This window comes from Citrobacter sp. Cb023, assembly GCF_030336805.1.
GTDB classification, from domain to species: Bacteria; Pseudomonadota; Gammaproteobacteria; order Enterobacterales; family Enterobacteriaceae; genus Citrobacter; species Citrobacter braakii.
The window spans coordinates 250,207-276,337 of the sequence record NZ_JAOWCV010000025.1; the positions used below are offsets into that span (position 1 = coordinate 250,207).

The following is a 26,131-nucleotide window of genomic DNA, read 5'->3' on the forward strand; positions in this document are numbered from 1 at the left end:
TATTATTTATATTATAAATGGAGTACTACAATGAATAAATTCTCCCTTTCTACAGCAGGTATTCTGGTCGCAGCGCTGTTAACCAGTGTCAGCGTCAATGCAGCAACTGATAACGCTAAAACTGAAGTGACTCCAAAAGGCATGAATTGCCAGGAGTTTATTGATTTGAACCCGCAAACTATGGCCCCGGTGGCTTTCTGGGTGCTCAATGAAGATGAAGATTTCAAGGGTGGCGATTACGTAGACTATAACGAAACCGTGACGACTGCAGTTCCTCTGACCGTTGAACTTTGTAAAAAACATCCGCAGAGCGAATTAAGCAAAATAAAAGACGAAATCAAAAAAGAATTATCCAAATAAGATTAAGTCATTATTAAAACCCAGCCAAAGTGCTGGGTTTTGCTATTTGTGACAATGTCACCTATTTATTTTGTGATACTTAAGAAAACTTTATAAAGATATAAACGCCTGTGCCGATACTGGATAAAAGTTAGCCTTTTGCAGAAGGAGTTTGTATGGCCTGGTATCCTACTCGTATTTCAACGCGTTTAACCATCGGCGGCATTCTGCTGCTTGCAGTCACGACCCTTGTTATTGTGGTGATTATGCTCTGGCGTGGTCAACCGCGCGTCGTTGAAATCAACACCGCCCTGATCGAAGAAACAGGGCAAGGTTTAACCCGCCAGTTGAGTACCGTATTGTCCCGAATTGAAGGTGAGACCGTCAGCTTGTCACGACTGGCTGAGGTGCTGCCAAATGATGAATCTCTTTACCAAAGCGTCGTTCCGCATCTGATTGGTGAAGATAAAGATTCGATTATTACCGGCGGCGGCATCTGGCCAGAACCAGACGCTTTCACCGCAGGTGTGGAGAAAAGAAGCTTTTTCTGGGCGCGTAATGCTGAAGGTAAACTGGTGTATTCCAACGACTATAACATCGAAGGGTCAAGCGGATACCACAATGAAAACTGGTATCAGCATGCTAAAGGGCATTCACAAAACAGTTGCCTATGGTCTGATGTCTACCAGGACGCCAGTTCAGGCGTCAACATGGTGACGTGCAGCGTACCTTATCAACTGGCGGGCAAGTTTGCCGGTGTCGCCACCACCGATATTCGCCTGGATAACGTCGCCACTTTCATGCAGCAGCAGGGAAACAGCACCGGTGGTTACGCGTTTGTGGTGGACAAGCAGGGACAAATCCTCTATTTCCCGCAGGCCGATCTGGCGAAATATAAAACCATTAACGATCTGGCGCAAAGCGCGCAATGGCTTATCCCGGTGGAAAACGGTCTGAAATCTCTGCGCCCAGCGGACGGGGTGAAAACGATTACGCTTGCAAATGATAACGTCCTGAATTCGGCTTCACGGGTGATGCTGTTCCCGATGGCGGATACCGGTTGGGTTGTTGGTCTTGCGACGCCTGAATCGCGTATCGTCGGCCTTGCCAAAGTGATGATGCAGGACGTGCTGGAAGTGTTGATCCCGATCATGACTCTGTTGCTGGTGGGATCCTGGCTGGTGGTTCGCCGACTGATTTCACGTCTCGATGATACCCGTCAGGCTCTCGATGACATTGCGCAGGGAGAAGGCGATCTTACCCGTCGCCTGGATGTGCGTGGCAAAGATGAGATTTCCGCTATCGCCGAAGCGTTTAACCTGTTCGTCGATAAAATCTCAGCCATTCTGATCACTGTCAGAAGCAGTAGCGTAGTGGTGGCGAATAACGCTGTCAGCCTGGCAGACAGTAATATGGAACTTTCATCTCGCGTGACGCAACAGGCCGCTGCGCTGGAAGAGAGTTCAGCGGCGATGGAACAGTTAAATGCGACCGTTCATCAAAATGCCAGTAATACACAACTGGCGGATGAACTCTCTGATAGCACCGCGCAAACGGCCAACCGCTGCGGCGATGTTATGCAGGGTGTTATCTCTACAATGGATAACGTCAGTGCCTCATCCGGCAGAATGGTGGAAATTGTCGCGGTTATCGACAGCATTGCGTTCCAGACCAATATTCTCGCCCTGAATGCCGCGGTTGAAGCCGCCAGAGCAGGTGATGCCGGGAGAGGGTTTGCCGTTGTGGCCTCCGAAGTGCGCACGCTGGCCCAGCGCAGCGCCACCGCCGCGCAGGAAATAAAAGCGTTGATTGATGAATCCGTTTCTCATGTAGGTAGCGGAAGTCAGCAAATTCACAATGCGGGCGAACGTCTGGGAGAACTGGTCAGTAATGTACGTCAGGTACGTCAGTTAATGGGGGAAATACGCGTTGCGGGTGAAGAACAACGCAAGGGCGTTTCCGAAGTTACGCTGGCCGTTACCGAAATGGACAGCACCGTTCAGCAAAACGCCTCGTTAATAGATGATGCTGCCGCGCGAACGCAGGCGCTGAAAGAGGAGGCGGAACAGCTGGCGATGCTGGTCTCATCATTCAGATTGCCTGAGCCTTCAGTTGCCTGATGGATCGGTTAAGAGCGTCCGTATTACCGGGCGCTCTTGCGTTATAAATCTAATTCGGACGACCATTAACGCCCCCAACGACTGCGAATATAGGTCACGGCTTCCTGCGTTTGCGGCTGATTAAGGTAATCTTCGCGAAACAAAATTGTGCCGTTAATGTGCGGTTCAGACTCGTTCAGATCGAGCTGTTTTTTTAGCTCCGGCACGCCGCCTTTAACCGTCCAGTCAGGTTCTTTTCGCGACGGCTCACCGACTTTGTACAACGCCACCCCAATATACAGGCGGGTGTTGGTTGATTTGACGACATCTGCCCACCATTTCGCCAACACATCGTAACGCGCCGCGTCGCGGGCAAAAGGCCAGTACAGCTGCGGGGCGATGTAGTCCAGCAAGCCTTGTTGCACCCAGCGGCGGGTGTCCGCATACGATTCATCATAGGCTGCCGCGCCGCGCGTGTCGGAGCCCGCCGGATCGTGCGAACGGTTGCGCCACACGCCCGCAGGGCTGACGCCAAATTCAACTTCAGGTTTGAGTTTCTTGATAGTTCGTGAAACCTGCGCGATCAGGCGTTGCGTGTTATCGCGCCGCCAGTCAGCTTTGGAGACAAATCCCTGGCCGTATCTTCTGAAGGTTTGGCTGTCGTTGAGCGCAGAGCCGGGAGACTCGGTATAGAAGTAATCATCGAATTGCACGCCGTCAACCGGGTAATTCTCAACGACTTCAGCCACGATACTGGTTATCCAGTCACGCACTTCGGGAATACCGGGATCTAACACAAAACGCTCGCCCGAGGTACGGATCCAGTCCCGATGCAGGACATAAACGCTGGAAGGCGTCTGTGACAGCGTGTTGTTTAATTCGGTAACCGTTGCCGGTTTAGTGTTCACGGACACGCGGTAGGGGTTAAACCAGGCATGGACTTTCATTCCGCGTTTATGCGCTTCATCGAGCATAAACCGTAACGGATCGTAACCCGGATCCTGACCAATCTTACCGGTCAGGGTATCTGACCACGGCAAGATTGTAGAATGCCACAACGCAGTGGCATCGGGCTTCACCTGGAAAAAAACGGTGTTAATACCAAGACGTTTCAGGTTATCCAGCTTGTCCGTCAGCGCCTTTTGCTGCTGGCTGATACGAACGGCAGGCGAGCTGATGTTGACGGATGAAATCGGCGGCCAGTCAAGACGCGAAACCGTTGCCAACCAGATACCGCGCACCGGCTCCTTGCTCTGCTGCGGTTTGCCCACCGGGGGCAGTGGGGTGATTTTTGAACCGGGCGGCTGTGAAGAACAACTGCCAAGTAGCAACATACTGCCTACGAGCAGCGCAAACCATTTCATGTTGGTTCGCGGCAGCCTGGCTCGGGAACGGGCGAGAATAGTCGCCAGTTTTTTCTGATAATTTGCTGAAATAAAACCGGATGCTGACATCAGATTTTGCTCTTAATTTTTCTTGTTTCGGCTGTTAGCCCAGGGATCGAACGCCGGTTCGGTGGTGTTATTTGAGGCAAGGTCATGCAGTGAATCCAGGTACAGCGCTTCAACTTCTGCCCGCGCCCACGGCGTGCGGCGCAGAAACTTCAGACTGGATTTAACGCTCGGCTCATTTTTAAAGCAGTTGATATTAATGCGTTGCGCCAGCTCAGCCCAACCATAACGATCAACCAGTGCATTGACCTGCATTTCAAGCGTTACGCCATGTAAAGGGTCTTTAGAAATATGAGCATTCATATGAAGTCCAGTTCAGTGGTTCCAGATTTTGTCAGTAGTGCAACGGGAAGAAGGTTACAAGAAAGCGGGTCGACCAGCAATGGCATCTGTTCCTCAGGCTTTCATGATTAAGAAGTAAACATCAGCCAAACATTGCTGAAGAAAAGATCTGGATTAGATGCGTTCATTAATCTTAAGTGGGTATTTATACCTGGATTGTTACTCCAGTTTCTCTTTATTTATGTATTATCGCTGTCATTCGACTATTAAAATAAAAAAACAAAAGATCTAAAAAAAGCGAAAATAACATATCCATAATGTTAACTATTGATAAAATTAAAGTAACATTTAGTAAAACATGGATATTTTGTTTTTCATGGACGAGAGTTTACATATCATGATATAATATTGCGGAAAAATTTGCAGGCTATTAATCTGCATGTAATGTAAATGAATTTCTGAGGAGACTATTCCAGTGGGACGTAAATGGGCAAATATTGTTGCTAAAAAAACTGCTAAAGACGGTGCAACGTCTAATATATATGCAAAATTCGGTGTGGAAATCTATGCTGCTGCCAAACAAGGTGAACCAGACCCAGAATCAAACTCAGCTTTAAAATTCGTTATTGAACGTGCGAAACAAGCACAGGTTCCTAAACACGTTATTGATAAAGCAATTGATAAAGCCAAAGGCGGCAGCGATGAAACGTTCGTGCAAGGGCGTTATGAAGGCTTTGGTCCAAGTGGTTCACTGATTATCGCTGAAACATTGACGTCAAATGTTAACCGTACGATTGCTAATGTGCGCTCAATTTTCAATAAAAAAGGCGGGAATATCGGAGCGGCAGGTGCTGTCAGCTATATGTTTGACAATACCGGGGTGATTGTATTTGCAGGAACAGATCCTGACCATATTTTTGAAATTTTGCTTAATGCTGATGTAGATGTTCGCGATGTAACCGAAGAAGAGGGAAACATCGTTATTTATACTGAATCTACAGACCTTCATAAAGGAATTGCAGCCCTGAAAGCCGCTGGGATTAATGAATTCTCAACAACAGAATTAGAAATGATTGCTCAATCAGAAGTTGAACTTTCACCAGAAGATTTAGAAATCTTTGCAGGACTCGTTGATGCCCTTGAAGATGACGATGATGTTCAAAAAGTCTATCACAACGTTGCAAACCTCTAATTATAAATAAAGGAATCTGTTATTGCGGCAGATCTTTAACTTATAAAGTTGTTACAAAAATATCTAGCCCGATACATTGATTATAAAAAAAGAAAAAACTTACGGTAGAAAATCAAAGTGACTGTCTGCTTTTGCTCAAGGCAGACAGTCATGTCCAGCAGTTTTCAGTCAGGATTAGCACGGGGAGCTTTTCCAGGAATGAAAAAAACCGCTTCCTGGCTTCCTGACTCGAAGGCGACAACAGCTCTGACCTTATCGTTTTTCATCACTGTGTACCAACCGGAACCGCCAAACTGAGAATGGCTAAAGAGGGATCTGCATTCGGGGTCATCTGACGAAAACTTGTTACCGTAGCAGATAAGGGAAGGGTAAGGATTTGATGGAACGGCGTCAGCTAAGGGGTATGAACTAAGCATCCATCAAATACCAAATTGCATTTAACATAATATACATTATACGCACTCACATGGAGTAAGGTAGAATCTGAAGCTCTATGGTAATCCTTGTGCTGCTCAATAATGATGGCAAAACCTCTTTTCAAATGCCGTTACCAGCGCTAACCATTTTCGACCTGTGCGGCATCACTCACTGAACATCAAAATCGATAACTGTATTTCACGCAGGCAAACCACAGACATGCCAATCTGTCTTCCTGGCATATTTCTGCCCTTATCCTTCATTATCATATAATCTTCTAAATGAAATGGCTCACCGGCAAGGACTTATGCGGTCCTTTCTGCCTTTTTCTCTCATACTGGAGATTCATTCATGGCTGACTGGAACCCTTCGCTTTATCTGCAATATGAAACTGAACGTTCAAGACCCGCAGCGGAATTACTCAACAGAGTGGCGTTAGAGAGTGTTCGTTCAGTTGTTGATCTTGGCTGTGGTCCGGGAAACAGCACGGCATTACTGCATCAGCGCTGGCCTTCGGCTGTAATAACCGGGGTTGATTCCTCACCCGCCATGCTGAATGAAGCGCGCAACGCATTACCGCAATGCCATTTTATTGAAGCGGATATCAGTCAGTTCCAGCCCGAGCATCCTGTGGATCTGCTTTACGCAAATGCGTCTTTACAATGGGTACCCGATCACTATGAACTATTGCCGAACCTGGTATCGCTGCTGGGTCGCAACGGCGTTCTGGCCGTACAAATGCCGGATAACTGGCTGGAACCCACGCATGTTCTGATGCGCGAAGTGGCTTATGAACAGGGTTTCCCGGACCGGGGTCGTGCGCCACTTCCTGGCGTACATGCCTACTATGATATTTTGACCGAAACTGGCTGTGAGGTGGATATCTGGCGTACCACGTATTATCACATTATGGATTCTCATCAAGCAATTATCGACTGGGTGAGTTCTACAGGCCTGCGCCCCTGGTTGCAGGATTTGAGAGAAAGCGAGCAACGTCAGTATCTGGCGCGCTACCACGAACTACTTCAGGAGCAATATCCACTGCAGGAAAATGGCAAAATTTTACTGGCATTTCCCCGATTGTTTATTGTTGCGCGACGCAATAATTAAGCATTTATCATCAGATAGATCACAGGAATAGTGGATCGCCTATGAGCGCCCTCGCCTTTTTAACATAAGGATCTAGTGACAATGCGAGGCATCTGCTAGTGTCTTGCCACGTGTTTCTGACGGGAGTTGTTATGTCTAAAGTCTACATTGGTGGGTGTCTTTGTGGTTCGATCCGCTTCACGGCCAGCAGTCCTAATAATTCCCATACCTGCTCCTGCGATATATGCCGGAAACATACGGGCGCACCGACCGTCGTCTGGATTGAGTTTGATGCAGAAAATGTAGAATGGACGGGAAAAGCCGGAAAACCGACAACCTGGCGCTCGTCAGAAACGAGTTGTCGAGCCTTTTGCCCTCAGTGCGGCAGTTCCGTGGGCGCTATTGATGACGCCCCGGTAATTGCACTTTTAGCCGGGGCTTTTGATGATCCTAACGATGAAGACCTGGCACCTGAGTTTCATTCGTTTTCCGATATGCAGCCAGCCTGGTGGCAAAACGAACGTAACTAAGTTAGTTGGTAATGCTTATCAGGCATGTGTTTTGCTGGCACATTTGTTTCATCGTTCATCTGCAGCAAATCAATTTCGATCGCATTGCAAATCGCATCCAGCGGCAGGTCATTGTTCTCTGTGCCAAACGGATCTTCAAGCTCTTCTGCAAGCGTGTCGAGCGAGATAAAAGTATAGGAAATCAGCACCGAGATAAACGGTGTCATGTAGTGCAGATCCACCACTAACGCGAATGGCAGCATGATACAAAACAGGTATACCGTGCGATGAAGGATCAAAGTATAAGCAAACGGGACCGGGGTATTCGCAATCCGCTCACAACCAGCCAGTACCGCAGACATATCGTTTAACCTATTGTTTAAACTATGAAATAATATGTCTGACAGTTGACCATTACGCCTGCGCACGGCCAACCACTCTCCCATCAACAACAAAATGCGGTTTGCTGGAGATTGTGAGGCAAATACCGTCTGCAGATCTTTCTCGCTGAGGTACTTCGCCAACGGCTCTGCCTGTGGCTTTCGACGTAAAGTCATGCGTAAACAGTGGGCAAACGCGATTTGCAGACGAACAAACTGCCCTAATTCGGCGTCGTCCGGTAAGGTGGTTTTTACCTCACGCAGTAGCGATCGGGAAGCAATCATCAACTGCCCCCACAGGTGTCGGGCCTCAACGTAACGTGAGTAACAGGCGTTATTGCGAAAACCTAAAAAGATTGCAATCGCCACGCCGAGGATGCTGAATGGCGCCAGGGTGAATTTGATTCCCAGCATCGTATACCACGGAAGCATGATAATAACGGCGATGGAGAGCAGGAAGTTCAGCAGCAGTCGTGAAAAGATTTTAGATAATACTGACCCATGCCAGACGAATATCAGGCGTAGCCAGTGTTGTTGGGGGCGAACGATCATGGTTTTCTTCGGGAAAATGTGAAATCCATCACATTAGACGCGATCATGATCAATGTTGCAAGTTAATCGCAACATTAACTAAACAACTTTAGCGCTGCCAGAACCACCGCGCACCGGAGTTACAGAACGGTGTAGTCATTAATAAACAATAGTATGTTGTAACTAAGGAATGTTCTATAAAAAACCCGGCCTGAGCCGGGTTGTCTTCTTAGCATAATGGCTTAACGGCTTCACGCATGCCTTTTGCCAGAATGGTATCCAGATCGGCTGAAACCTGCTCCACGAGTCCGGAAACCTGAGTCAGGTCCTGTTCCCAGTGTTCTTTAACACCCAGTACCGACTTGACTAACTCTTCGGTGCTTATCTGGCGGTCATAATGCTGGGACCACAGCTGTTGAAAACGTGCCACCCAGTGCGCATCATCCTGGACCGGATAAGCCTCACCGTTACGCTCTCCACGATAGAAAGCAATCAGCGCGGCAAGCGCAAACGTCAGGCGCGCCGGCAGTTTGCCGCTGGCCTGTTGCCCTGCCAGCAGCTGCGGCAAAATACGGGTACGGAATTTAGTCATGCCGTTCAGGGCAATAGACAGCAACTGATGCTTGATGTACGGATTGCAGAATCGACCGGTCACCGCGCTGGCGAAAGACGCCAGCTCATCGCGGGGTAAATCCAGTACCGGAATGATCTCTTCATAAATCGCTTTTTCAACGAAGGCGCAAATCTCTGCGTCATTCATCGCCTCGCCCACGGTGTCCAGCCCTGCCTGCCAGGCAACGGGAACCAGTGCGGTGTGTGCGCCGTTGAGAATCGCCACTTTTCGTTCTTTGTACGGTTTGATGTCATCAACAATCAGGACATTAAGCGGATATTTATCCAGACGCAGCTCTGCAGCTAATGACTTCGGTCCCTGAATAACGAACAGATAGAAGTGTTCTGCAGTGTCGAGGAAGGCATCGTGATAGCCCAACTCAGCTTCCAGTTTCTCCACTTCGTCACGCGGATAACCGGTAACAATGCGGTCCACCAGCGTGGAGCAAAATGCGTTGGCCTGATCCAGCCACTGAATAAATGCCTCCGGCAGCGCCCACTCCTGAGCATAGCGCAGGACCAGTTCACGCAGCGCATCACCATTGTAATCAATCAGTTCGCAAGGAATGATAATCCAGCCTTTATCCGACGCGCCATTAAAATGGCTGAAGCGTTCGAACAACAGTCGGGTCAGTTTAGCCGGATAACTCACCGCCGGTGCATCCTCAAACTTATCGCCCGCGTGGTAGCTGATGCCCGCTTCAGTCGTGTTGGAGAACACAAAACGCATATCTGGATTATGCGCCAGCTTCAGGAACTCATCGTATTCGCTATAGACGCTGATTTCGCGGTTAACCGAACGGATCAAACGGGCATCGCTTACGGCCTCGCCCTTCTCATTCAAACCACGAATGATGGTGGTATAGAGACCATCCTGCGTACTCAGAGATGGCGGGAAGGTACTTTCGATAGGACGAACAATGACTACACCAGCGTTCAGATCGGTATGTTCGTTCAGCAAATCGACTTGCCAGTCAACAAAGGCGCGCAGGAAGTTTCCTTCACCAAACTGAATAATGCGTTCAGGATACTGAGCACCGGGGAAATCGCGACGATTTAGTGTTTGCACAATGGGTTCCCTTTTTAATTAGTCATACAACCTGATTGAATTGGTCCAATAGGTTAGCAAACTTTAATACATTGAAACCCTGTTTTGATCAATCCCCGGCGACAAATTAGAGAGTTTTGTAGAAAAGTGTGGTCCCGGTCAGCTTCCCGTCAGGTATTTTTGCATAGTCCGGTATCACCCCTACTTTTTGCCATCCACAATTGTGGTAGAACAACTCAGCGTCACTCCCCGTCGCTGTATCAAGCACCAGCAGCGTTTTCCCTTGCTGACGCGCGCAGTTTTCGAGTTCGTTCATCAACGTCCGGGCAACACCACCGCGCCGCGCTGAGGGGTGAACCAGCAGCTTGGCGACATCAGCACGATGAGGTTGGTTTTCGGGTTGATCGATAATGAGCTGGACGGTACCGACAAGCACCCCCTGTGCGTTCTGTGTACCCAGAACAATCCTTTCTCCACGGTCAACGCTTTGCGCGACACTTATCCAGAAAGGCCGTGATTTATCACCACTAAAAGGGAGCATAAAGCTGACAGAGGCGCCATCATTGACGCATGTTTCAAGGATGTCGCTGAATTCATCGATTCTCGACAGAATCTGGGCCGCGCTCAGCACAAAGCAGGGTTTACAGGAAGCCATTTTTTTCTCCTTAGAATGACCCCTTCATACTGCTTTTAACAATTGCACAACACAAGGAGTCATATCATAGGATTATGTTATCTATGGCTTGTTCATCTGGATCACTAGCCAGTGATAGATAACCGTGACAACGTAACGCTGCTGTTCATCGTTTAACGCCACACCCTGAGGGATATCATGCCATTTCGCCAGACATCCCCGACAACAGGTCGCCGTGGCATGTTGAGCGATAAATACCGGATGCCCGCGCATAGGTGTCTGCTTACCGTCATTGGCAGGAAACGCGGGCGCCAGCCGTTTGGCAATAAAATCCGTGGCGTGTTGTTCGATAACCGGCGCGCCTTTATCCAGACAATACTGCCTTTCTTTCTGGCCAAGGCGAAACCGCGAGCGAAACGTTGATTTCGCCAGCCGGGCAAAAAGAGGATCGAGCGTGTTCATCAGTAAACCGAGCGCCCCAGTTGTTGCGTTAGTTGCTCCAGCACGGCGATACCCGCCAGCGAATTTCCCGCCGCATCCAGTTCCGGACTCCAGACGGCAATCGCCATCTCGTGAGGCACGATAGCCACGATACCGCCCCCCACACCAGATTTCGCCGGTAAGCCCACTCGCCAGGCAAATTCCCCTGCGTTCTGATACATGCCACTGGTCGCCATCAGCGCGTTGATCTGCCGGGCCTGCATAGGCGTAACCACCGGCTCAGCAAGATGAAAAGCATGTCCCTGATTCGCCAGAAAGACGAACGTGCGCGCCAGCTCCACACAGCTCATTTTCAGTGCGCAGTAGTGAAAGTAATTTTGCAAAACGGTGGTCACGTCGTGGTGAAAATTGCCAAAGGACTTCATTAGCCAGGCAATAGCCGCGTTACGCGCCGAGTGCTCAAACTCAGAACGCGCCACCGTCGCATCATAGGCGATATCCGAAACGCCGCTTAACGCCCGTACCACTTCCAGCATCCGTTGACGCGGTGCGCTCAGACGTCCTTGCAGCATATCGCAAACCACCAGCGCCCCGGCGTTGATAAAGGGATTGCGTGGGATCCCTTGCTCCATTTCCAGCTGCACCAGGGAATTAAAAGGATGCCCGGAAGGATCCTTGCCGACACGTTGCCAGATCTCATCTTCCTGATAGTGACGCATCGCCACGACCAGACTGAGCACCTTTGAAATTGACTGAATAGAAAAGCGCTCTTGCGCATCCCCCGCCTGATAGTGCTGTCCATCGACGGTGCAAATAGCAATACCCAGTTTTGAACCGTCGACAGAAGCTAAGGCAGGAATGTAATCAGCGACTTTACCCTGACCAATCAGCGGACGAACCTGCTGCACAATGGTCTCTAAAATTGAATTGTCCATGGCCCTGGCCACAACATGCTCCTTGCTCGCAGGTATGAAAGGCCTGCGAGTATAACAGAGCTGAATACGCAGCGTCAGGCCGGAAGGCGGAATCTGGCCACGGTCTGCATGAGCGGGTGAGATTCATGACGCAGACCGAAACATCGCAGAATTAAGGCCGGTGCCCCCGTCGGAGGCACCCACACCATCAGAGGCGGTTTTTCCAGACGGTCTGTACATTACAAAACTCATGCAGACCAAAGTGTGAAAGCTCGCGGCCAAAACCACTTTTCTTCACGCCGCCAAAAGCAACGCGGGCATCGCTGGCGCTGTAACCATTGATAAATACGCCCCCACACTCCAGGCGTGACGCCATCTTCTGCGCCAGAGCTTCATCCGCGGTGAACACCGTGGCTGATAAGCCGAAATCACTGTCATTAGCCAGCGCTAAGGCATGTTCCGCATTCTTTGCAACGGTAATCGCTGCAACCGGGCCAAACAGCTCCTGACGAAAAGCTGTCATCTCCGGGGTGACATCACCCAGAACCGTCACGGCATAGTAATTGCCCTGACCCGCGATTTTTTCCCCGCCGAGAAGTAACCGCGCGCCTTCGGCAAGGGAGGCTTCGACCTGCTGATGCAGCTCATCGCGCAGATCAAATCTTGCCATCGGACCCAGATCGTTTTCTTCGTTCAGCGGGTCGCCCATTTTGAGCGCGCTCGCGGCCGCCACAAAACGAGCCGTAAATTCTGCCGCAATTCCTTCTTCGATAATAAAGCGCTTTGCTGCCGCACAAACCTGTCCGGTATTCTGATAACGACCGGCGACCGCCGCCTTAACGGCCAGATCGAGGTCAGCATCATTAAGGACAATAAACGGATCGGAACCCCCCAGTTCAAGCACGCATTTTTTCAGCGCCGCACCCGCCTGAGCACCAATCGCCGCACCGGCTCGAACGCTGCCCGTCACCGTTACCGCCGCGATACGCGGGTCATTGATCATCTGACTTACCCCGGCGTTATCGGCATTCACCCAACCATAAACACCCGCGGGAACGCCCGCATCAGCAAAAACCTGCGCGATAATCGCAGCACAGCCGGTTACGTTTGGCGCATGCTTTAACAGATAGCCATTTCCGGCCAGCATAATTGGAATGGCGCCGCGAAGTACCTGCCAGAGCGGGAAGTTCCACGGCATGATCGCCAGAATAGTTCCAACGGGGCGATATTCAATCACCGCCTGGTTGTTCTCCACCAGCGTAGGTTCCGGGTTGAGCATCGCCGGTCCATGTTCGGCGTACCAGTCACACAATGCGGCTGATTTGGCAACTTCACCACGCGCCTGCTTGATGGGTTTCCCCATTTCACGTGAGATACACTGCGCCATCTCTTCCGCGCGATGACGCAGAGCCTGCCCGATATGACGCAGCGTTTGCGCACGGTGCTCAACGGCAGTGTGTTTCCATTCGCGGTAGCCATTCGCGGCAAGGCTCAGCGCATGTGCAATCTCTTCAGTACTGGCCCACGGCATTGCCGCCAACTTTTCACCGTTGGTAGGGTTAACGGAAATCGCATGTGTTGCTGCTGTGATAGTCATAAGTGCCTCTCTTTATCGCAGGGTATGGTCATATCATGCGCATATTTACTCTTTCTGAAAAATGAATAATATTAACCACACCATTCACGAACAGAGAATATTATGGATCTGACGCAACTGGAAATGTTCAACGCCGTCGCGGAGACAGGCAGTATTACGCAGGCCGCCGCGAAGGTGCATCGCGTGCCATCCAATCTCACCACCCGTATTCGCCAGCTTGAAGCCGACCTTGGCGTCGATCTGTTTATTCGTGAAAATCAGCGTTTGCGGCTTTCCCCGTCCGGGCACAATTTTTTACGCTACAGCCAGCGGATCCTCGCCCTGGTTGACGAGGCGAGAATGGTCGTCGCCGGCGATGAACCGCAGGGGTTGTTCTCTCTTGGCTCGCTCGAGAGTACTGCCGCTGTGCGGATCCCTGCCACGCTGGCTGAATATAATCAGCGTTACCCCAAAATTCAGTTTGCGCTGGCGACAGGTCCTTCAGGCACGATGCTGGACGGCGTGCTCGACGGGACGCTGAACGCCGCCTTTGTCGACGGCCCAATTACTCATCCAGGTCTTGAAGGAATGCCGGTCTACCGTGAAGAGATGATGATAGTCACTCCGCACGGTCATCCCCCTATCCAGCGGGCCAGCGACGTTAACGGTTGCAGCATTTACGCCTTTCGCGCCAACTGTTCCTATCGTCGCCATTTTGAAAGCTGGTTTCATGCCGATCGCGCAATGCCCGGCACCATTCATGAAATGGAGTCGTATCACGGCATGCTGGCTTGCGTCATTGCCGGTGCGGGTATCGCGCTGATCCCGCGTTCGATGCTGGAGAGAATGCCAGGACACCATCAGGTCCACGCCTGGCCGCTAAGCGAAAACTGGCGCTGGCTGAATACGTGGCTGGTCTGGCGCAGAGGGGCAATGACGAGGCAACTGGAAGCGTTTATTGAGGTATTGAACCCTCAGTTGTCGAAAAGCACGGAATAATTCGCGATTCTCAAACAACGCCATAAATAGCGTTCCGGGTGAATTCACACGCCCGGAATTTCATTAATAATGAAACAGTTAAAATTACGCGAAATGTTCGGCAGTCAATTTTGCCACCCAGTCAATGAAATGAGATCTGTATCACGAAATGATTGTATTTTAGCCAGCAAAAGTTTTAAGATCGTGGCCTTACCTTTTCGCAGCTAATCCACCTAATTGATATGACAACAGACACTGTTTCCCGCAAGGTCGCGTGGCTTCGGGTAGTTACGCTTGCCATTGCCGGTTTTATTTTCAATACCACCGAGTTTGTCCCTGTCGGTTTGTTATCCGACATCGCACAAAGTTTTAATATGCAGACCGCTCAGGTCGGGATCATGCTGACGATCTACGCCTGGGTTGTCGCCCTGATGTCGCTGCCTTTCATGCTGCTTACCAGCCAGGTAGAACGCCGCAAACTTCTGATCTGCCTGTTTGTCGTTTTTATCGCCAGCCACGTTCTCTCTTTCCTGGCATGGAATTTTACCGTGCTGGTGATCAGTCGTATCGGTATTGCTTTTGCCCACGCTATTTTCTGGTCGATCACCGCATCGCTGGCGATTCGCCTGGCTCCAGCCGGGAAACGCGCGCAGGCTCTCAGCCTGATTGCGACCGGTACCGCGCTGGCGATGGTGTTGGGCCTGCCTATCGGGCGCATCGTTGGCCAGTATTTTGGCTGGCGTACCACCTTCTTCGCCATCGGTATGGGGGCGTTAGTCACCCTACTTTGCTTGATTAAGCTCCTGCCAAAATTACCCAGTGAGCATTCCGGTTCATTAAAAAGCCTGCCGGTTTTATTCCGCCGTCCGGCATTGATGAGCCTGTATCTGCTGACGGTGATTGTGGTCACCGCGCATTACACGGCCTACAGCTATATCGAACCGTTTGTACAGACCGTCGCCGGGCTGAGCGCAAACTTTGCCACCGTGCTGCTGCTGGTTCTGGGTGGCGCGGGTATTGTCGGTAGCGTCATTTTTGGCAAGCTGGGTAATCAACATGCTTCCGTATTGATTAGTAGCGCCATTGCCCTGTTGACGGTGTGTCTGGTGCTGTTACTGCCCGCAGCGGACAGCGAAATGCATCTGGCCGTCCTGAGTATATTCTGGGGCATCGCCATTATGTTGATAGGCCTGGGTATGCAGGTCAAAGTGCTGGCGCTGGCCCCGGATGCCACCGACGTCGCAATGGCCCTTTTCTCAGGTATCTTTAATATTGGGATAGGCGCTGGCGCGCTGGTGGGAAATCAGGTGAGTCTGCACTGGTCAATGTCTACGATTGGTTACGTAGGTGCAGTGCCTGCGATTGTGGCGTTCATATGGTCGGTGATTATCTTCCGTAAATGGCCAGTATCACTGGAAGAGCAGCCTCAGCATTCATAAAAGCGTGCCCGGTAGACAATACCGGGCACGTTGTTTTAAGCGTAAGTTTTAATGATTTCCAGCACGCCGTTAATAATAAACTGCACGCCCATACATACCAGCAGGAAGCCCATCAGACGGGAGATCGCCTCAATACCGCCTTTGCCGACCAGGCGCATGATCCCGCCTGAACTGCGCAAACAGCCCCACAAGATAACCCCGACCACGGCAAAAATAATCGGCGGTGCGACCATTATCACCCAGTCCGGAAACTCAGCCCCATGACGCACGGTGGACGCCGAGCTGATGATCATTGCAATCGTACCCGGACCCGCGGTGCTTGGCATGGCCAGCGGAACAAATGCAATATTGGCAGTCGGTTCATCTTCCAGTTCTTCTGATTTGCTTCTCGCTTCCGGAGAGTCATGTGCCTTCTGCTGTGGAAACAACATTCGAAAGCCGATAAACGCAACGATTAACCCACCCGCGATACGTAACCCGGGAATCGAAATCCCGAAGGTATTCATCACCAGTTGTCCGGCATAATACGCCACCATCATGATGGCAAACACGTAAACGGACGCCATGAGTGACTGACGGTTACGCTCTGCGCTGTTCATGTTGCCGGCAAGGCCGAGGAACAACGCCACGGTGGTTAACGGGTTTGCCAACGGTAACAGGACTACCAGCCCCAGTCCTATTGCTTTAAACAAGTCCATCATAATGTCATCTTTCCTGTGCGTTAATCGTCAACGGCAAGTATACGGTGAAATCCGGGAGATAAGCCATTTTCGCGGTGTAAGGATTCATTTTTCATCCGCACGTATAAACCATAATTTTCAAACCGTTAAAATTCCACTCGCCAGATATTGAGTCTGATGATTTAGCAAAACGTGGCATTTGCTGACCCATTCATTTGACTTATATTTGCCTAAGCAATAATATCAGCCGTGACTAACTACTTGCCAGGGCAACCATTGTGAAAAGCACCAGTGATCTGTTTAACGAAATCATCCCACTGGGTCGTTTGATCTACATGGTTAATCAGAAAAAAGATCGTTTACTAAACGACTATCTGTCACCGCTGGATATCACGGCATCGCAGTTCAAGGTGCTCTGCTCTATCCGTTGCGCGGTGTGTATTACCCCTGTCGAATTGAAAAAAGTGCTGTCTGTCGATCTCGGCGCCCTGACGCGGATGCTGGACAGGCTGGCCTGTAAAGGCTGGATAGAAAGGCTTCCGAATCCACATGACAAGCGAGGCGTGCTGGTGAAACTCACCGAGCATGGCGCGGCAATTTGCGAGCAGTGTCATCAATTAGTAGGGCAAGACCTGCACCAGGAACTAACAAAAAACTTAACGGTGGATGAAGTGACCACGCTTGAGCATTTGCTTAAGAAAATCCTGCCGTAAACAGAAAGAGGTATGACGATGTCCAGACGCAATACTGACACAATCACTATTCATAGCATTTTGGACTGGATCGAAAATAACCTTGAATCGCCGCTCTCGCTGGAAAAGGTGTCAGAGCGTTCAGGTTACTCCAAATGGCACCTGCAACGGATGTTTAAAAAAGAAACCGGTCATTCACTGGGTCAATACATCCGTAGCCGTAAAATGACTGAAATAGCGCAAAAATTAAAAGAGAGTAACGAGCCGATCCTTTATCTGGCGGAGCGTTACGGCTTTGAGTCCCAGCAAACGCTGACCCGGACATTCAAAAACTATTTTGATGTTCCGCCGCATAAATACCGTATGACGAATATGCACGGCGAATCACGCTATTTGCTGCCACTCAATCAATGTAATTGCTAATCGCCAGTTAACGACGTAACCGAGGAAATCATGAAACTTCTGTCTTATGCGATGCTGGCCCTGCTGTATGTTGTTTCGGGCCAGAGCATGGCGGAACAGACCGCGCAGCCTGCCACACAAAACAGTCGTGACGCGATGATTATGCCGCCTGCGCACGATCGGTCCCCGTTCGATTTTAATCATATGGGTGCAGGCAGCGACAAATCCGACGAATTAGGTGTGCCTTATTACAATATGCGCAACCTGTAATTTTTTTGCCCCGTCACTGCGGGGCTTTTTTTTACCCTCTCGCCTGCGCAGTCTTACGCAACCGAAAGCCAAACACATTGATGTACAATCCAGCCATGATCAGCAGCGCACCGAGCAGTTGTAATCCGGTAAGCGTTTCATCCAGCAGCACGGCCGCGCTCGCCAGTCCAACAACCGGCACCAACAGCGACAACGGCGCGACACGCCAGGTTTCATAACGCCCGAGTAAAGATCCCCAGATGCCATAACCCACAATGGTCGCCACAAACGCCAGATAAACCAGTGACAGAATGGTGGTCATATCTATCGTCACCAGACTTTGGATAATTTGCGTTGGACCATCGAGAAGTATTGAGGCGAGAAAGAATGGGACAACAGGAATCAACGCACTCCATACCACCAACGACATCACCGCCGGGCGTGACGTATGCTGCATGATTTTTTTATTAAAGATATTACCGCTGGCCCAGCTTAGTGCCGCCGCCAGCGTCAGCATAAAACCGAGCATGCCGACATGCTGTCCGTTCAGACTGGCCTCAATCAGCACCAGCACGCCAAATATGGCCAGCGCAATCCCTACCCGTTGTTTACCTTGCAGACGTTCACCAAAGGCGAATGCCCCCAGAATGATGGTGAAAAACGCCTGAGCCTGTAATACCAGAGAAGCTAACCCGGCAGGCATACCGAATTTGATGGCGCTAAAGAGAAACGCGAACTGCCCAAAACTGATGGTCAGCCCATAGCCGAGCAGCAGTGAAAGCGGAATTTTCGGCCGGGCAACGAAGAAAATCGCCGGAAATGCCACCAGTAAAAAACGCAACCCAGCCAGCATTAAGGGTGGCATATTGTGTAGCCCCACTTTGATGACGACAAAGTTCAGCCCCCAAACCACAACGACCAGTAACGCTAATAACCCGTCTTTACGCGACATACCACCGCCCCTGCGAATATTAAATTTTTGTAAACAAATTAAAGTAACGGAAATCGTTGTGCCGTAACAGATCATTAATTCAGGTAGGCCACACAGGGCATTTTCGGACAACTTATTGAGTGTACATCACACTTTTAGCATGCTATTTGTTTCTGATATCTAAAAAAAACATAACAACATGCATTGTCGGGCAGGAAAATGAATATCTCTCTGAGAAGGTCCACTCTCGCGTTACTCGCGTCATCATTGTTATTAACGATTGGGCGTGGCGCCACGCTGCCCTTTATGACGATCTACCTCAGCCGACAGTACAATCTGAGCGTCGACCTGATCGGTTATGCGATGACGGTCGCACTGACCATTGGCGTCGTGTTCAGCCTTGGCTTTGGTATTCTGGCCGACAAGTTTGATAAAAAACGCTATATGCTGCTGGCTATCTGCGGCTTTGCCTCTGGCTTTATTGCTATTCCACTGGTGCATAACGTAGTGGTAGTGGTTTTGCTCTTTGCCCTGATCAACTGCGCCTACTCCGTCTTCGCCACGGTGCTGAAAGCCTGGTTTGCCGATAATCTCTCGGCGACCAACAAAACTAAAATTTTCTCGCTTAACTATACCGTGCTGAACATCGGCTGGACCGTAGGCCCACCGCTGGGCACGCTACTGGTGATGCAAAGCATTAACCTGCCGTTCTGGCTCGCTGCTGCATGTTCAGCACTCCCTCTGGTATTTATCCAGACCTGGGTAAAACGTTCACCAGCAGCATCAGAAGGTTTGAACGCCGCAGTTTGGTCCCCCTCGGTACTGCTGCGCGACAGAGCATTATTCTGGTTTACGCTGTCAGCATTTTTGGCGTCATTCGTTGGTGGTGCCTTTGCGTCCTGTATTTCGCAATACGTTATGGTGGTTGCAGACGGCGATTTTGCCGAGAAAGTGGTGGCAGTCGTCCTGCCTGTTAACGCCGCCATTGTGGTATCACTGCAATATGCCCTCGGGCGCAGGCTCACCGCCACCAATATCCGCCCGCTAATGACTGTAGGCACGCTGTTCTTTGTGGTCGGTCTGGTTGGCTTCACCTTCTCCGGCAACAACCTGGTGTTATGGGGCATTTCTGCGGCCTTTTTCACTATCGGCGAAGTCATTTACGCACCGGGTGAATACATGCTCATCGACAACATCGCGCCTGCAGGAATGAAAGCCAGCTATTTTTCCGCCCAGTCGTTAGGCTGGTTGGGCGCAGCGGTAAACCCATTAGTCAGCGGCGTCATTTTAACCACATTGCCGCCGTGGTCGCTGTTTGTGGCGCTGATGGTGGCGATCGTTCTTGCCTGGGCGCTAATGATAAAAGGTATGCGCGCCAAACCCTGGGGCCAGACGGCGGTCTGCTAATGATGATCGCGACAGAGCCAAAGCCGCTCTGTCGCGAATCTCAAATGGCGACCAGCCCTCGAACGCCTTCGGATTCCATATTTTTACCGTCACCGCTTTGAATAATGCTGCCTCGCGACATGAGTAAGTATTTGTCGGCCAGTTGCTGCGCAAAATCATAGAACTGCTCCACCAGCAAAATGGCCATGTCACCCCGGTGCGCCAGTTGAGAAATCACCTGCCCAATTTCTTTAATCACTGACGGCTGGATCCCCTCCGTGGGCTCATCGAGGATCAACAACTGCGGGCGACTGGCCAGCGCTCGTCCAATCGCCAGTTGCTGCTGTTGCCCGCCGGACAAATCTCCGCCCCGCCGATGTTTCATCTCCTGTAGCACCGGAAAAAGCGCATAGATATCATCCGGCACACGTCTGGCCTCCTGTGCTGAAAAACGGGAAAGGCCGAGCAGCAGGTTCTCTTCTACCGTCAGACGCGGGAAAATATCGCGACCCTGTGGTACATACGCCACCCCGGCCCTGACCCGCTGATGCGGCTTCCAGTGGGTGACATTTTTCTCCTGCCAGAGCACACTCCCGCTGCGGGCAGGAATAAGCCCCATCAGGCACTTAAGAAGCGTCGTTTTCCCCACGCCGTTACGCCCCAGCAGACATGTCACCTCGCCGATACGCGCCTCAAAGTTCACACTTCGCAGAATATGGCTGCCACCATAATATTGATTCAGTTCTTTCACCTGCAGCATCTGTGCTCCTTAACGCCCGAGATAAACTTCAATAACCTGCTCGTTGGCCTGCACTTCGCGCAGACTTCCCTGAGCCAGAACGCGTCCCTGGTGTAAGACCGTGACGCGATCGGCAATGGTTTCGACAAATCCCATATCGTGCTCAACAACCATCAGCGAGTGCTTCCCGGCAAGCTTACGAAACAGCTCCGCAGTGTATTCCGTCTCCGCATCCGTCATACCCGCCGCGGGTTCATCCAGCAGCAGTAAATGCGGCTCCTGTACCAACAGCATGCCAATTTCGAGAAACTGTTTTTGCCCGTGAGAAAGCAGCCCGGCGCGGCGGGCCCGCTCGTTGCCCAGCCGCAACAGCGCCAGTATTTCATCTATACGATCCCGTTGTTCGCCTGTGAGGCGCGCCCGTAAAGAGCCCCAGACAGATTTATCGCTTTTCAGCGCCAGCTCCAGATTTTCCTCCACCGTTAACGCTTCAAATACCGTGGGTTTCTGAAACTTCCGCCCAATTCCCTGACGTGCAATGGCGATGGGGTCCAGCGTTGTTAAATCGGTCGACTGATCGTATATCGCCCGACCACTTTGCGGCCTGGTTTTGCCGGTAATAACATCCATTAGCGTCGTTTTTCCGGCACCGTTGGGACCAATGATGCAACGCAGTTCCCCAACGCCAATATTGAGCGTGAGATCCGTTAACGCCTGGAAGCCATCGAAGTTAACGTTAATTTTTTCCAGCTGGAGCACCGGGTCCGTTTGGTTGCGAAACCGATCGCCTGGCATCTGGCGAGTAAAAAGCCCTTCATCTGGCTGCATTATTTGTCTCCCTTGCGAAACAGACCCATCACACCACGAGGTAAAAACAACGTAACGCCAATAAAGATCAGGCCAAGAAACAGTTGCCAGTATTCCGGCATAATGACGGTAAACAGGCTTTTAGCGCCGTTCACCAGTACGGCGCCAAATACCGGGCCAATCAGGGTTCCACGCCCGCCGAGGGCAACCCAAATCGCCGCTTCTATCGAGTTGGTCGGCGACATTTCGCTGGGGTTAATGATTCCCACCTGCGGAACATACAACGCCCCCGCCAGGCCGCACAGCACGGCGGAAAGCGTCCACACCAGCAGCTTGAAACCTTTCGGATCGTAACCACAGAACATCAGTCGGTTCTCGGCGTCGCGCACGGCAGTGAGAATTCGACCAAACTTACTGCGGGCCAGCGCCAGTCCCAGCCATATTGCCAGCACCAGCAGCATGACCGTCGCCAGAAACAGCGCGATACGGGTTGAGGTCGCGGTCACCGGAAATCCCAGAATGGTGGTAAAGCCGGTAAAACCGTTATTTCCCCCAAAGCCGGTTTCGTTGCGGAAAAACAGTAACATTCCGGCGAAAGTCAGGGCCTGGGTCATGATGGAGAAATAAACCCCTTTGATTTTTGAACGGAAGGCAAACCAGCCAAATACCAGCGCCAGCAGGCCCGGCACCAGCACAACCAACAACATCGCCCAGATAAAATGTTGCGTTCCCCACCAAAACCAGGGCAGCTCGGTCCACGACAGAAACGACATAAAGGCCGGTAATCCTTCGCCGGAAGCCTGGCGCATCAGGTACATTCCCATCGCATATCCCCCCAGCGCAAAGAAAATACCGTGGCCCAGCGAGAGCATTCCCGCATAGCCCCACACCAGATCCAGCGCCACCGCCACAATGGCATAGCAGAGAATTTTCCCGGCCAGAGTCAATGTCCACACCGATATGGCCAGCGGATGATCCGCAGGTAACAGCGCCAGAAACGGCAGAATAATCAGCGCCAGCAGTAAACCCAGCCCCAGGATGCGTGTCGCGCGTGGCGCTTTACGCGCCAGCGTTAATGTCATTGGCATCGTCATCAGTCAATAACCCTCCCTTTCAACGCGAACAGCCCCTGAGGACGTTTCTGAATAAACAAAATAATCAGCACCAGAATCATAATCTTACCGAGAACCGCTCCCACCTGAGGCTCAAGAATTTTGTTGAAGATCCCAAGCCCAAACGCAGCGGCTACACTCCCCGCGAGTTGTCCCACGCCGCCCAGCACCACCACCAGAAACGAATCAATAATGTAGCTTTGCCCCAGCTCCGGTCCTACGTTGCCTAACTGCGAGAGCGCTACGCCCCCCAGTCCGGCAATCCCTGAACCAAGACCAAAGGCCAGCATATCCACTCGTCCGGTAGGTACGCCGCAGCAGGCCGCCATATTGCGATTTTGCGTCACCGCACGTACGCGCAGTCCGAGACGGGTTTTATTCAACAACAGCCAGGTGAAGAACAGCACCAGAATGGCAAAGCCAAGCACCACAATTCGGTTCCACGGCAAAATCAGATTGGCATAAACCTGAATGCCCCCGGAAAGCCATTCCGGATTTGCGACTTCAAGGTTTTGCGCGCCGAAGGACATACGCACTAACTGGATAAGCATCAGACTGATCCCCCACGTTGCCAGCAGGGTTTCGAGCGGACGCCCGTATAAATGGCGGATCACTCCGCGCTCGAGTAGCATTCCAACCCCAGCGGTAAGCAAAAAGGCGACCGGTAGTGCAATAACCGGATACCAGGCCAACCATTGCGGGAAAAACTGGCCCATCAGCTGTTGCACCATCCAGGTACCGTAAGCGCCGAGCATTAACATCTCACCATGCGCCATATTAATGACGCCAAGTAAGCCGTAGGTTATCGCCAGACCCAATGCCGCCAGCAGCAAAATGGAGCCCAGCGACAATCCCATAAATGCCTGTCCAAGAAGATCGCCAACCTTCATGCGATGCGCGATGGCATTCAGGCTTTCGTCAGCGGCAGCACGAACGCGGGCATTCGGTTCATGTTCAGCATGGGTGAATGGCTGCAGGCGCGCCTGGGTTTCAGGATCGTTCGACGCCCCTAGCAGTTCGATTGCCTGACGTCTGATCTCAGGCGAAGTACTGGTCAGTTGCAGGTTTGCCAGTGCAATAGCCAGTAAAGATTTCACGCCAGCATCGGGCTCCTGGGCCAGTCGTTGCTGCAAAAACGGCAGCATCCCCGGCTGGGCCTCACGCTGTAATGTACGCGCTGCCCCGCTCCTTTGCGTGACACTGTCACTTAAGAGCTGGTGGACGGCCAAGGTTCCGGCAACCAGATTACGCAGGCGGTTAGTCAGGCGGATTTTTTTTAGCTCCCCGTTCGGGCCTGCCGCCGTTCCTAGCGGTTGTACGTGCGAGCCGTTCATGATGAACGCGTTTTTCGCGTTATCTGTCAGCAGGTTCTCATCACTCAGCGCTTTGAGCACCGGCAAGCGTTGAACATCGGGTTTTACCGACCATTGTTCTAGCAAGGCGGCCTGCTGAGTCCGGTTGGCGGCGGTAAAGGTATCGGCATCTGCGGCCTGCGCTATCCACGGCAAAAGCCACGTCAGCAACAACACACCACGAATAAAGCGCATGGCTTTCATGAGCATTCTCCAAAGCGTTGCCCTCCCGCAGGAGGGCGTAAGATCAGTTGCTGGCGGTTTTAACGGGCTGTTCAGATTTTTTATCATTACCGGCGATATACGGACTCCACGGCTGGGCGCGAACCGGCGCTTCGGTTTGCCACACCACGTTAAACTGGCCGTTGCCTTCAATCTCGCCAATCATGACGGGTTTATGCAGGTGATGGTTGGTCGCATCCATGGTCAGGGTAAATCCTGATGGTGCCGCGAATGATTGTCCTGCCATAGCCGCCCGGACTTTATCCACATCGGTAGTTCCGGCTTTTTCTACTGCCTGCGCCCACATATGCAGGCCAACATAAGTGGCTTCCATAGGGTCGTTGGTCACCACCGAATCAGCATTCGGTAGCTTATGCGCTTTGGCATACGCCCGGTAATCCGCGACGAACTTCTTGTTGGCCGCATTATCTACGGACTCAAAGTAGTTCCACGCAGCCAGGTTGCCCACCAGCGGTTTAGTATCGATACCGCGCAACTCCTCCTCACCCACAGAGAATGCCACCACCGGTACATCCGTGGCTTTCAGGCCCTGGTTCGCTAACTCTTTATAGAATGGAACGTTAGAATCCCCGTTGATGGTCGATACCACCGCCGTTTTTCCCCCTGCGGCGAATTTTTTAATACTGGCAACAATGGTCTGGTAATCGCTGTGTCCGAATGGGGTATACACCTCTTCGATGTCTTTATCAGCCACGCCTTTCGAATGCAAAAAGGCGCGTAAAATTTTGTTAGTCGTACGCGGATAGACATAGTCCGTACCCAGCAGGTAGAAGCGCTTAGCGCTGCCGCCGTCCTCACTCATCAGATACTCAACCGCCGGGATCGCCTGCTGATTAGGCGCAGCGCCGGTATAGAAGACGTTAGGCGACATCTCCTCACCTTCATATTGCACCGGGTAAAACAGCAGACCGTTCAATTCTTCAAATACCGGTAAAACCGATTTACGCGAAACCGATGTCCAGCAGCCGAAAACCGCCGCTACCTTGTCCTGGCTCAGTAACTGACGTGCTTTTTCAGCAAATAACGGCCAGTTCGAGGCTGGGTCAACCACCACCGGTTCCAGCTTTTTGCCCAACACACCGCCCTGCGCATTGATTTCATTAATAGTCATCAACGCCACATCTTTCAGCGGCGTTTCGGAAATAGCCATGGTGCCGGATAACGAATGCATGATGCCAACCTTAATAGTGTCGGCCGCCTGAACGCTAAAACTCATTCCCATTGCGACAACAGAGGCGGAAAGCGCAAAAGCTTTTAAAAATGTACGACGCTGCATAGTTTCACTCCTGAAATTAGTCTTGTTGAAAGCTCCGGTGCAGCCGGGCAGACAAAACGGTGCAAATTAAGGGTATTCAGAAGTGATAAGGCAAAAACGATGCCAGATATTAAAACATCATATAAAATCAATGAATTAGAATTTTAGGCACAAAAATCAGTATTAATTTTTGCCGCCAGAAGGATTAATCGCGTGAAACATTGAACCACAATGAGACAACTCTGCATTATAAACGTGCAACAATCTGTGTCTGTCACACACGGTCATAACGGCGTGCCCCGGTATAAAAACATGGTTATTTGTTCGCAGATAACCGTGCCTTGTCACTATT

The 26,131-nt window shown here is 51.2% G+C and carries 26 protein-coding genes and 1 pseudogene; 11 read left to right on the forward strand and 16 right to left on the reverse strand.

Going from position 1 to position 26,131, the window contains the following annotated elements; translation table 11 throughout:
• The first annotated feature begins 30 nt into the window (after positions 1-30).
• Together hdeB and OGW44_RS02495 are read left to right on the forward strand one after the other, a co-directional pair.
• Positions 31-360 carry an acid-activated periplasmic chaperone HdeB gene (hdeB, locus tag OGW44_RS02490; protein WP_003019999.1) on the forward strand — a complete coding sequence of 110 codons (330 nt, stop codon included), beginning with the start codon at positions 31-33 and terminating at the stop codon, positions 358-360.
• 155 nt (positions 361-515) lie between these two features.
• On the forward strand, positions 516-2,459 hold the full coding sequence (locus tag OGW44_RS02495) for a methyl-accepting chemotaxis protein (RefSeq protein WP_185654609.1): 1,944 nt from the start codon (positions 516-518) through the stop codon (positions 2,457-2,459).
• A gap of 65 nt (positions 2,460-2,524) precedes the next feature.
• Here the strand turns inward: OGW44_RS02495 and OGW44_RS02500 are convergent, their stop codons facing one another.
• Entirely contained in the window at positions 2,525-3,892 is a 1,368-nt protein-coding gene (locus tag OGW44_RS02500; protein ID WP_047359101.1) for a glycoside hydrolase family 10-like protein, read from the reverse strand.
• A gap of 12 nt (positions 3,893-3,904) precedes the next feature.
• A complete protein-coding gene (locus tag OGW44_RS02505) occupies positions 3,905-4,192 on the reverse strand; it encodes a VF530 family protein (RefSeq protein WP_016153085.1) in 288 nt (95 codons plus the stop codon).
• Positions 4,193-4,646: 454 nt separating this feature from the next.
• On the opposite strand from OGW44_RS02505, the gene OGW44_RS02510 reads away from it, so the two are divergent.
• Complete coding sequence (locus OGW44_RS02510) at positions 4,647-5,363, forward strand: YebC/PmpR family DNA-binding transcriptional regulator (RefSeq protein WP_046276377.1); 717 nt, start codon at positions 4,647-4,649, stop codon at positions 5,361-5,363.
• Between the two features lie 218 nt (positions 5,364-5,581).
• Here the strand turns inward: OGW44_RS02510 and OGW44_RS25740 are convergent.
• Positions 5,582-5,674, reverse strand: a pseudogene (locus OGW44_RS25740) (alpha/beta hydrolase); the annotation flags it as partial.
• A gap of 457 nt (positions 5,675-6,131) precedes the next feature.
• Here OGW44_RS25740 and tam point away from each other — a divergent pair.
• Positions 6,132-6,890: a trans-aconitate 2-methyltransferase gene (gene tam / locus OGW44_RS02515; RefSeq protein WP_016157955.1), complete on the forward strand. Its 759-nt coding sequence runs from the start codon at positions 6,132-6,134 to the stop codon at positions 6,888-6,890.
• 131 nt (positions 6,891-7,021) lie between these two features.
• Positions 7,022-7,399, forward strand: coding sequence for a GFA family protein (locus OGW44_RS02520; RefSeq protein WP_016153082.1), 378 nt, complete (start codon positions 7,022-7,024; stop codon positions 7,397-7,399).
• On the opposite strand, the gene OGW44_RS02525 is transcribed toward OGW44_RS02520, so the two are convergent.
• From OGW44_RS02525 to sad, 6 genes are all read right to left on the reverse strand, one after another.
• Positions 7,396-8,310, reverse strand: coding sequence for a bestrophin family protein (locus OGW44_RS02525; RefSeq protein WP_016153081.1), 915 nt, complete (start codon positions 8,308-8,310; stop codon positions 7,396-7,398). The genes OGW44_RS02520 and OGW44_RS02525 overlap by 4 nt on opposite strands.
• 208 nt (positions 8,311-8,518) lie before the next feature.
• Positions 8,519-9,970 (reverse strand): tagaturonate reductase, encoded by a 1,452-nt coding sequence (locus OGW44_RS02530; RefSeq protein ID WP_185654608.1) that lies wholly within the window; start codon positions 9,968-9,970, stop codon positions 8,519-8,521.
• Between the two features lie 106 nt (positions 9,971-10,076).
• The gene (locus tag OGW44_RS02535) at positions 10,077-10,604 is read right to left on the reverse strand and encodes a GNAT family N-acetyltransferase (RefSeq protein WP_185654607.1); all 528 of its coding nucleotides are present in this window, start codon (positions 10,602-10,604) and stop codon (positions 10,077-10,079) included.
• A gap of 81 nt (positions 10,605-10,685) precedes the next feature.
• Positions 10,686-11,045, reverse strand: a complete 360-nt coding sequence (locus OGW44_RS02540) for a DUF4186 domain-containing protein (RefSeq protein ID WP_016153078.1) — start codon at positions 11,043-11,045, stop codon at positions 10,686-10,688.
• Positions 11,045-11,971 carry a glutaminase B gene (glsB, locus tag OGW44_RS02545; protein WP_016153077.1) on the reverse strand — a complete coding sequence of 309 codons (927 nt, stop codon included), beginning with the start codon at positions 11,969-11,971 and terminating at the stop codon, positions 11,045-11,047. Before glsB ends, OGW44_RS02540 begins: the two co-directional genes overlap by 1 nt.
• A 175-nt stretch (positions 11,972-12,146) precedes the next feature.
• The gene (gene sad / locus OGW44_RS02550) at positions 12,147-13,535 is read right to left on the reverse strand and encodes a succinate-semialdehyde dehydrogenase (protein WP_185654606.1); all 1,389 of its coding nucleotides are present in this window, start codon (positions 13,533-13,535) and stop codon (positions 12,147-12,149) included.
• 102 nt (positions 13,536-13,637) lie between these two features.
• On the opposite strand from sad, the gene ptrR reads away from it, so the two are divergent.
• Positions 13,638-14,513, forward strand: coding sequence for a putrescine utilization regulator PtrR (gene ptrR, locus OGW44_RS02555; RefSeq protein WP_185654605.1), 876 nt, complete (start codon positions 13,638-13,640; stop codon positions 14,511-14,513).
• Positions 14,514-14,734: 221 nt separating this feature from the next.
• Positions 14,735-15,931: a sugar transporter gene (locus OGW44_RS02560; protein ID WP_016156486.1), complete on the forward strand. Its 1,197-nt coding sequence runs from the start codon at positions 14,735-14,737 to the stop codon at positions 15,929-15,931.
• Positions 15,932-15,966: 35 nt separating this feature from the next.
• On the opposite strand, the gene OGW44_RS02565 is transcribed toward OGW44_RS02560, so the two are convergent.
• A complete protein-coding gene (locus tag OGW44_RS02565) occupies positions 15,967-16,632 on the reverse strand; it encodes a MarC family NAAT transporter (RefSeq protein ID WP_016153073.1) in 666 nt (221 codons plus the stop codon).
• A 257-nt stretch (positions 16,633-16,889) separates the two neighbouring features.
• Between OGW44_RS02565 and marR the strand changes: the two genes are divergently transcribed.
• From marR to marB, 3 genes are read left to right on the forward strand one after another with little or no spacing between them, the layout of a single operon-like run.
• Positions 16,890-17,324, forward strand: a complete 435-nt coding sequence (gene marR / locus OGW44_RS02570; RefSeq protein WP_016153072.1) for a multiple antibiotic resistance transcriptional regulator MarR — start codon at positions 16,890-16,892, stop codon at positions 17,322-17,324.
• An 18-nt stretch (positions 17,325-17,342) separates the two neighbouring features.
• On the forward strand, positions 17,343-17,726 hold the full coding sequence (gene marA / locus OGW44_RS02575) for an MDR efflux pump AcrAB transcriptional activator MarA (RefSeq protein WP_003032424.1): 384 nt from the start codon (positions 17,343-17,345) through the stop codon (positions 17,724-17,726).
• 30 nt (positions 17,727-17,756) lie between these two features.
• Positions 17,757-17,975 (forward strand): multiple antibiotic resistance protein MarB, encoded by a 219-nt coding sequence (gene marB, locus OGW44_RS02580; protein WP_016153071.1) that lies wholly within the window; start codon positions 17,757-17,759, stop codon positions 17,973-17,975.
• 31 nt (positions 17,976-18,006) lie between these two features.
• Here the strand turns inward: marB and eamA are convergent, their stop codons facing one another.
• Entirely contained in the window at positions 18,007-18,906 is a 900-nt protein-coding gene (gene eamA / locus OGW44_RS02585) for an O-acetylserine/cysteine exporter (RefSeq protein ID WP_019076776.1), read from the reverse strand.
• Between the two features lie 198 nt (positions 18,907-19,104).
• Between eamA and ydeE the strand changes: the two genes are divergently transcribed.
• Positions 19,105-20,292 carry an efflux MFS transporter YdeE gene (gene ydeE, locus OGW44_RS02590; RefSeq protein WP_047359042.1) on the forward strand — a complete coding sequence of 396 codons (1,188 nt, stop codon included), beginning with the start codon at positions 19,105-19,107 and terminating at the stop codon, positions 20,290-20,292.
• Positions 20,293-20,332: 40 nt separating this feature from the next.
• On the opposite strand, the gene urtE is transcribed toward ydeE, so the two are convergent.
• From urtE to urtA, 5 genes are read right to left on the reverse strand one after another with little or no spacing between them, the layout of a single operon-like run.
• A complete protein-coding gene (gene urtE / locus OGW44_RS02595; RefSeq protein ID WP_047359041.1) occupies positions 20,333-21,031 on the reverse strand; it encodes an urea ABC transporter ATP-binding subunit UrtE in 699 nt (232 codons plus the stop codon).
• Between the two features lie 9 nt (positions 21,032-21,040).
• Complete coding sequence (gene urtD, locus OGW44_RS02600) at positions 21,041-21,838, reverse strand: urea ABC transporter ATP-binding protein UrtD (RefSeq protein ID WP_016153067.1); 798 nt, start codon at positions 21,836-21,838, stop codon at positions 21,041-21,043.
• The gene (urtC, locus tag OGW44_RS02605; protein ID WP_046276388.1) at positions 21,838-22,911 is read right to left on the reverse strand and encodes an urea ABC transporter permease subunit UrtC; all 1,074 of its coding nucleotides are present in this window, start codon (positions 22,909-22,911) and stop codon (positions 21,838-21,840) included. Before urtC ends, urtD begins: the two co-directional genes overlap by 1 nt.
• On the reverse strand, positions 22,911-24,485 hold the full coding sequence (gene urtB, locus OGW44_RS02610) for an urea ABC transporter permease subunit UrtB (RefSeq protein ID WP_131350743.1): 1,575 nt from the start codon (positions 24,483-24,485) through the stop codon (positions 22,911-22,913). Before urtB ends, urtC begins: the two co-directional genes overlap by 1 nt.
• A gap of 43 nt (positions 24,486-24,528) precedes the next feature.
• Positions 24,529-25,800, reverse strand: coding sequence for an urea ABC transporter substrate-binding protein (gene urtA / locus OGW44_RS02615; protein WP_016156478.1), 1,272 nt, complete (start codon positions 25,798-25,800; stop codon positions 24,529-24,531).
• Between the last annotated feature and the right edge of the window lie 331 nt (positions 25,801-26,131).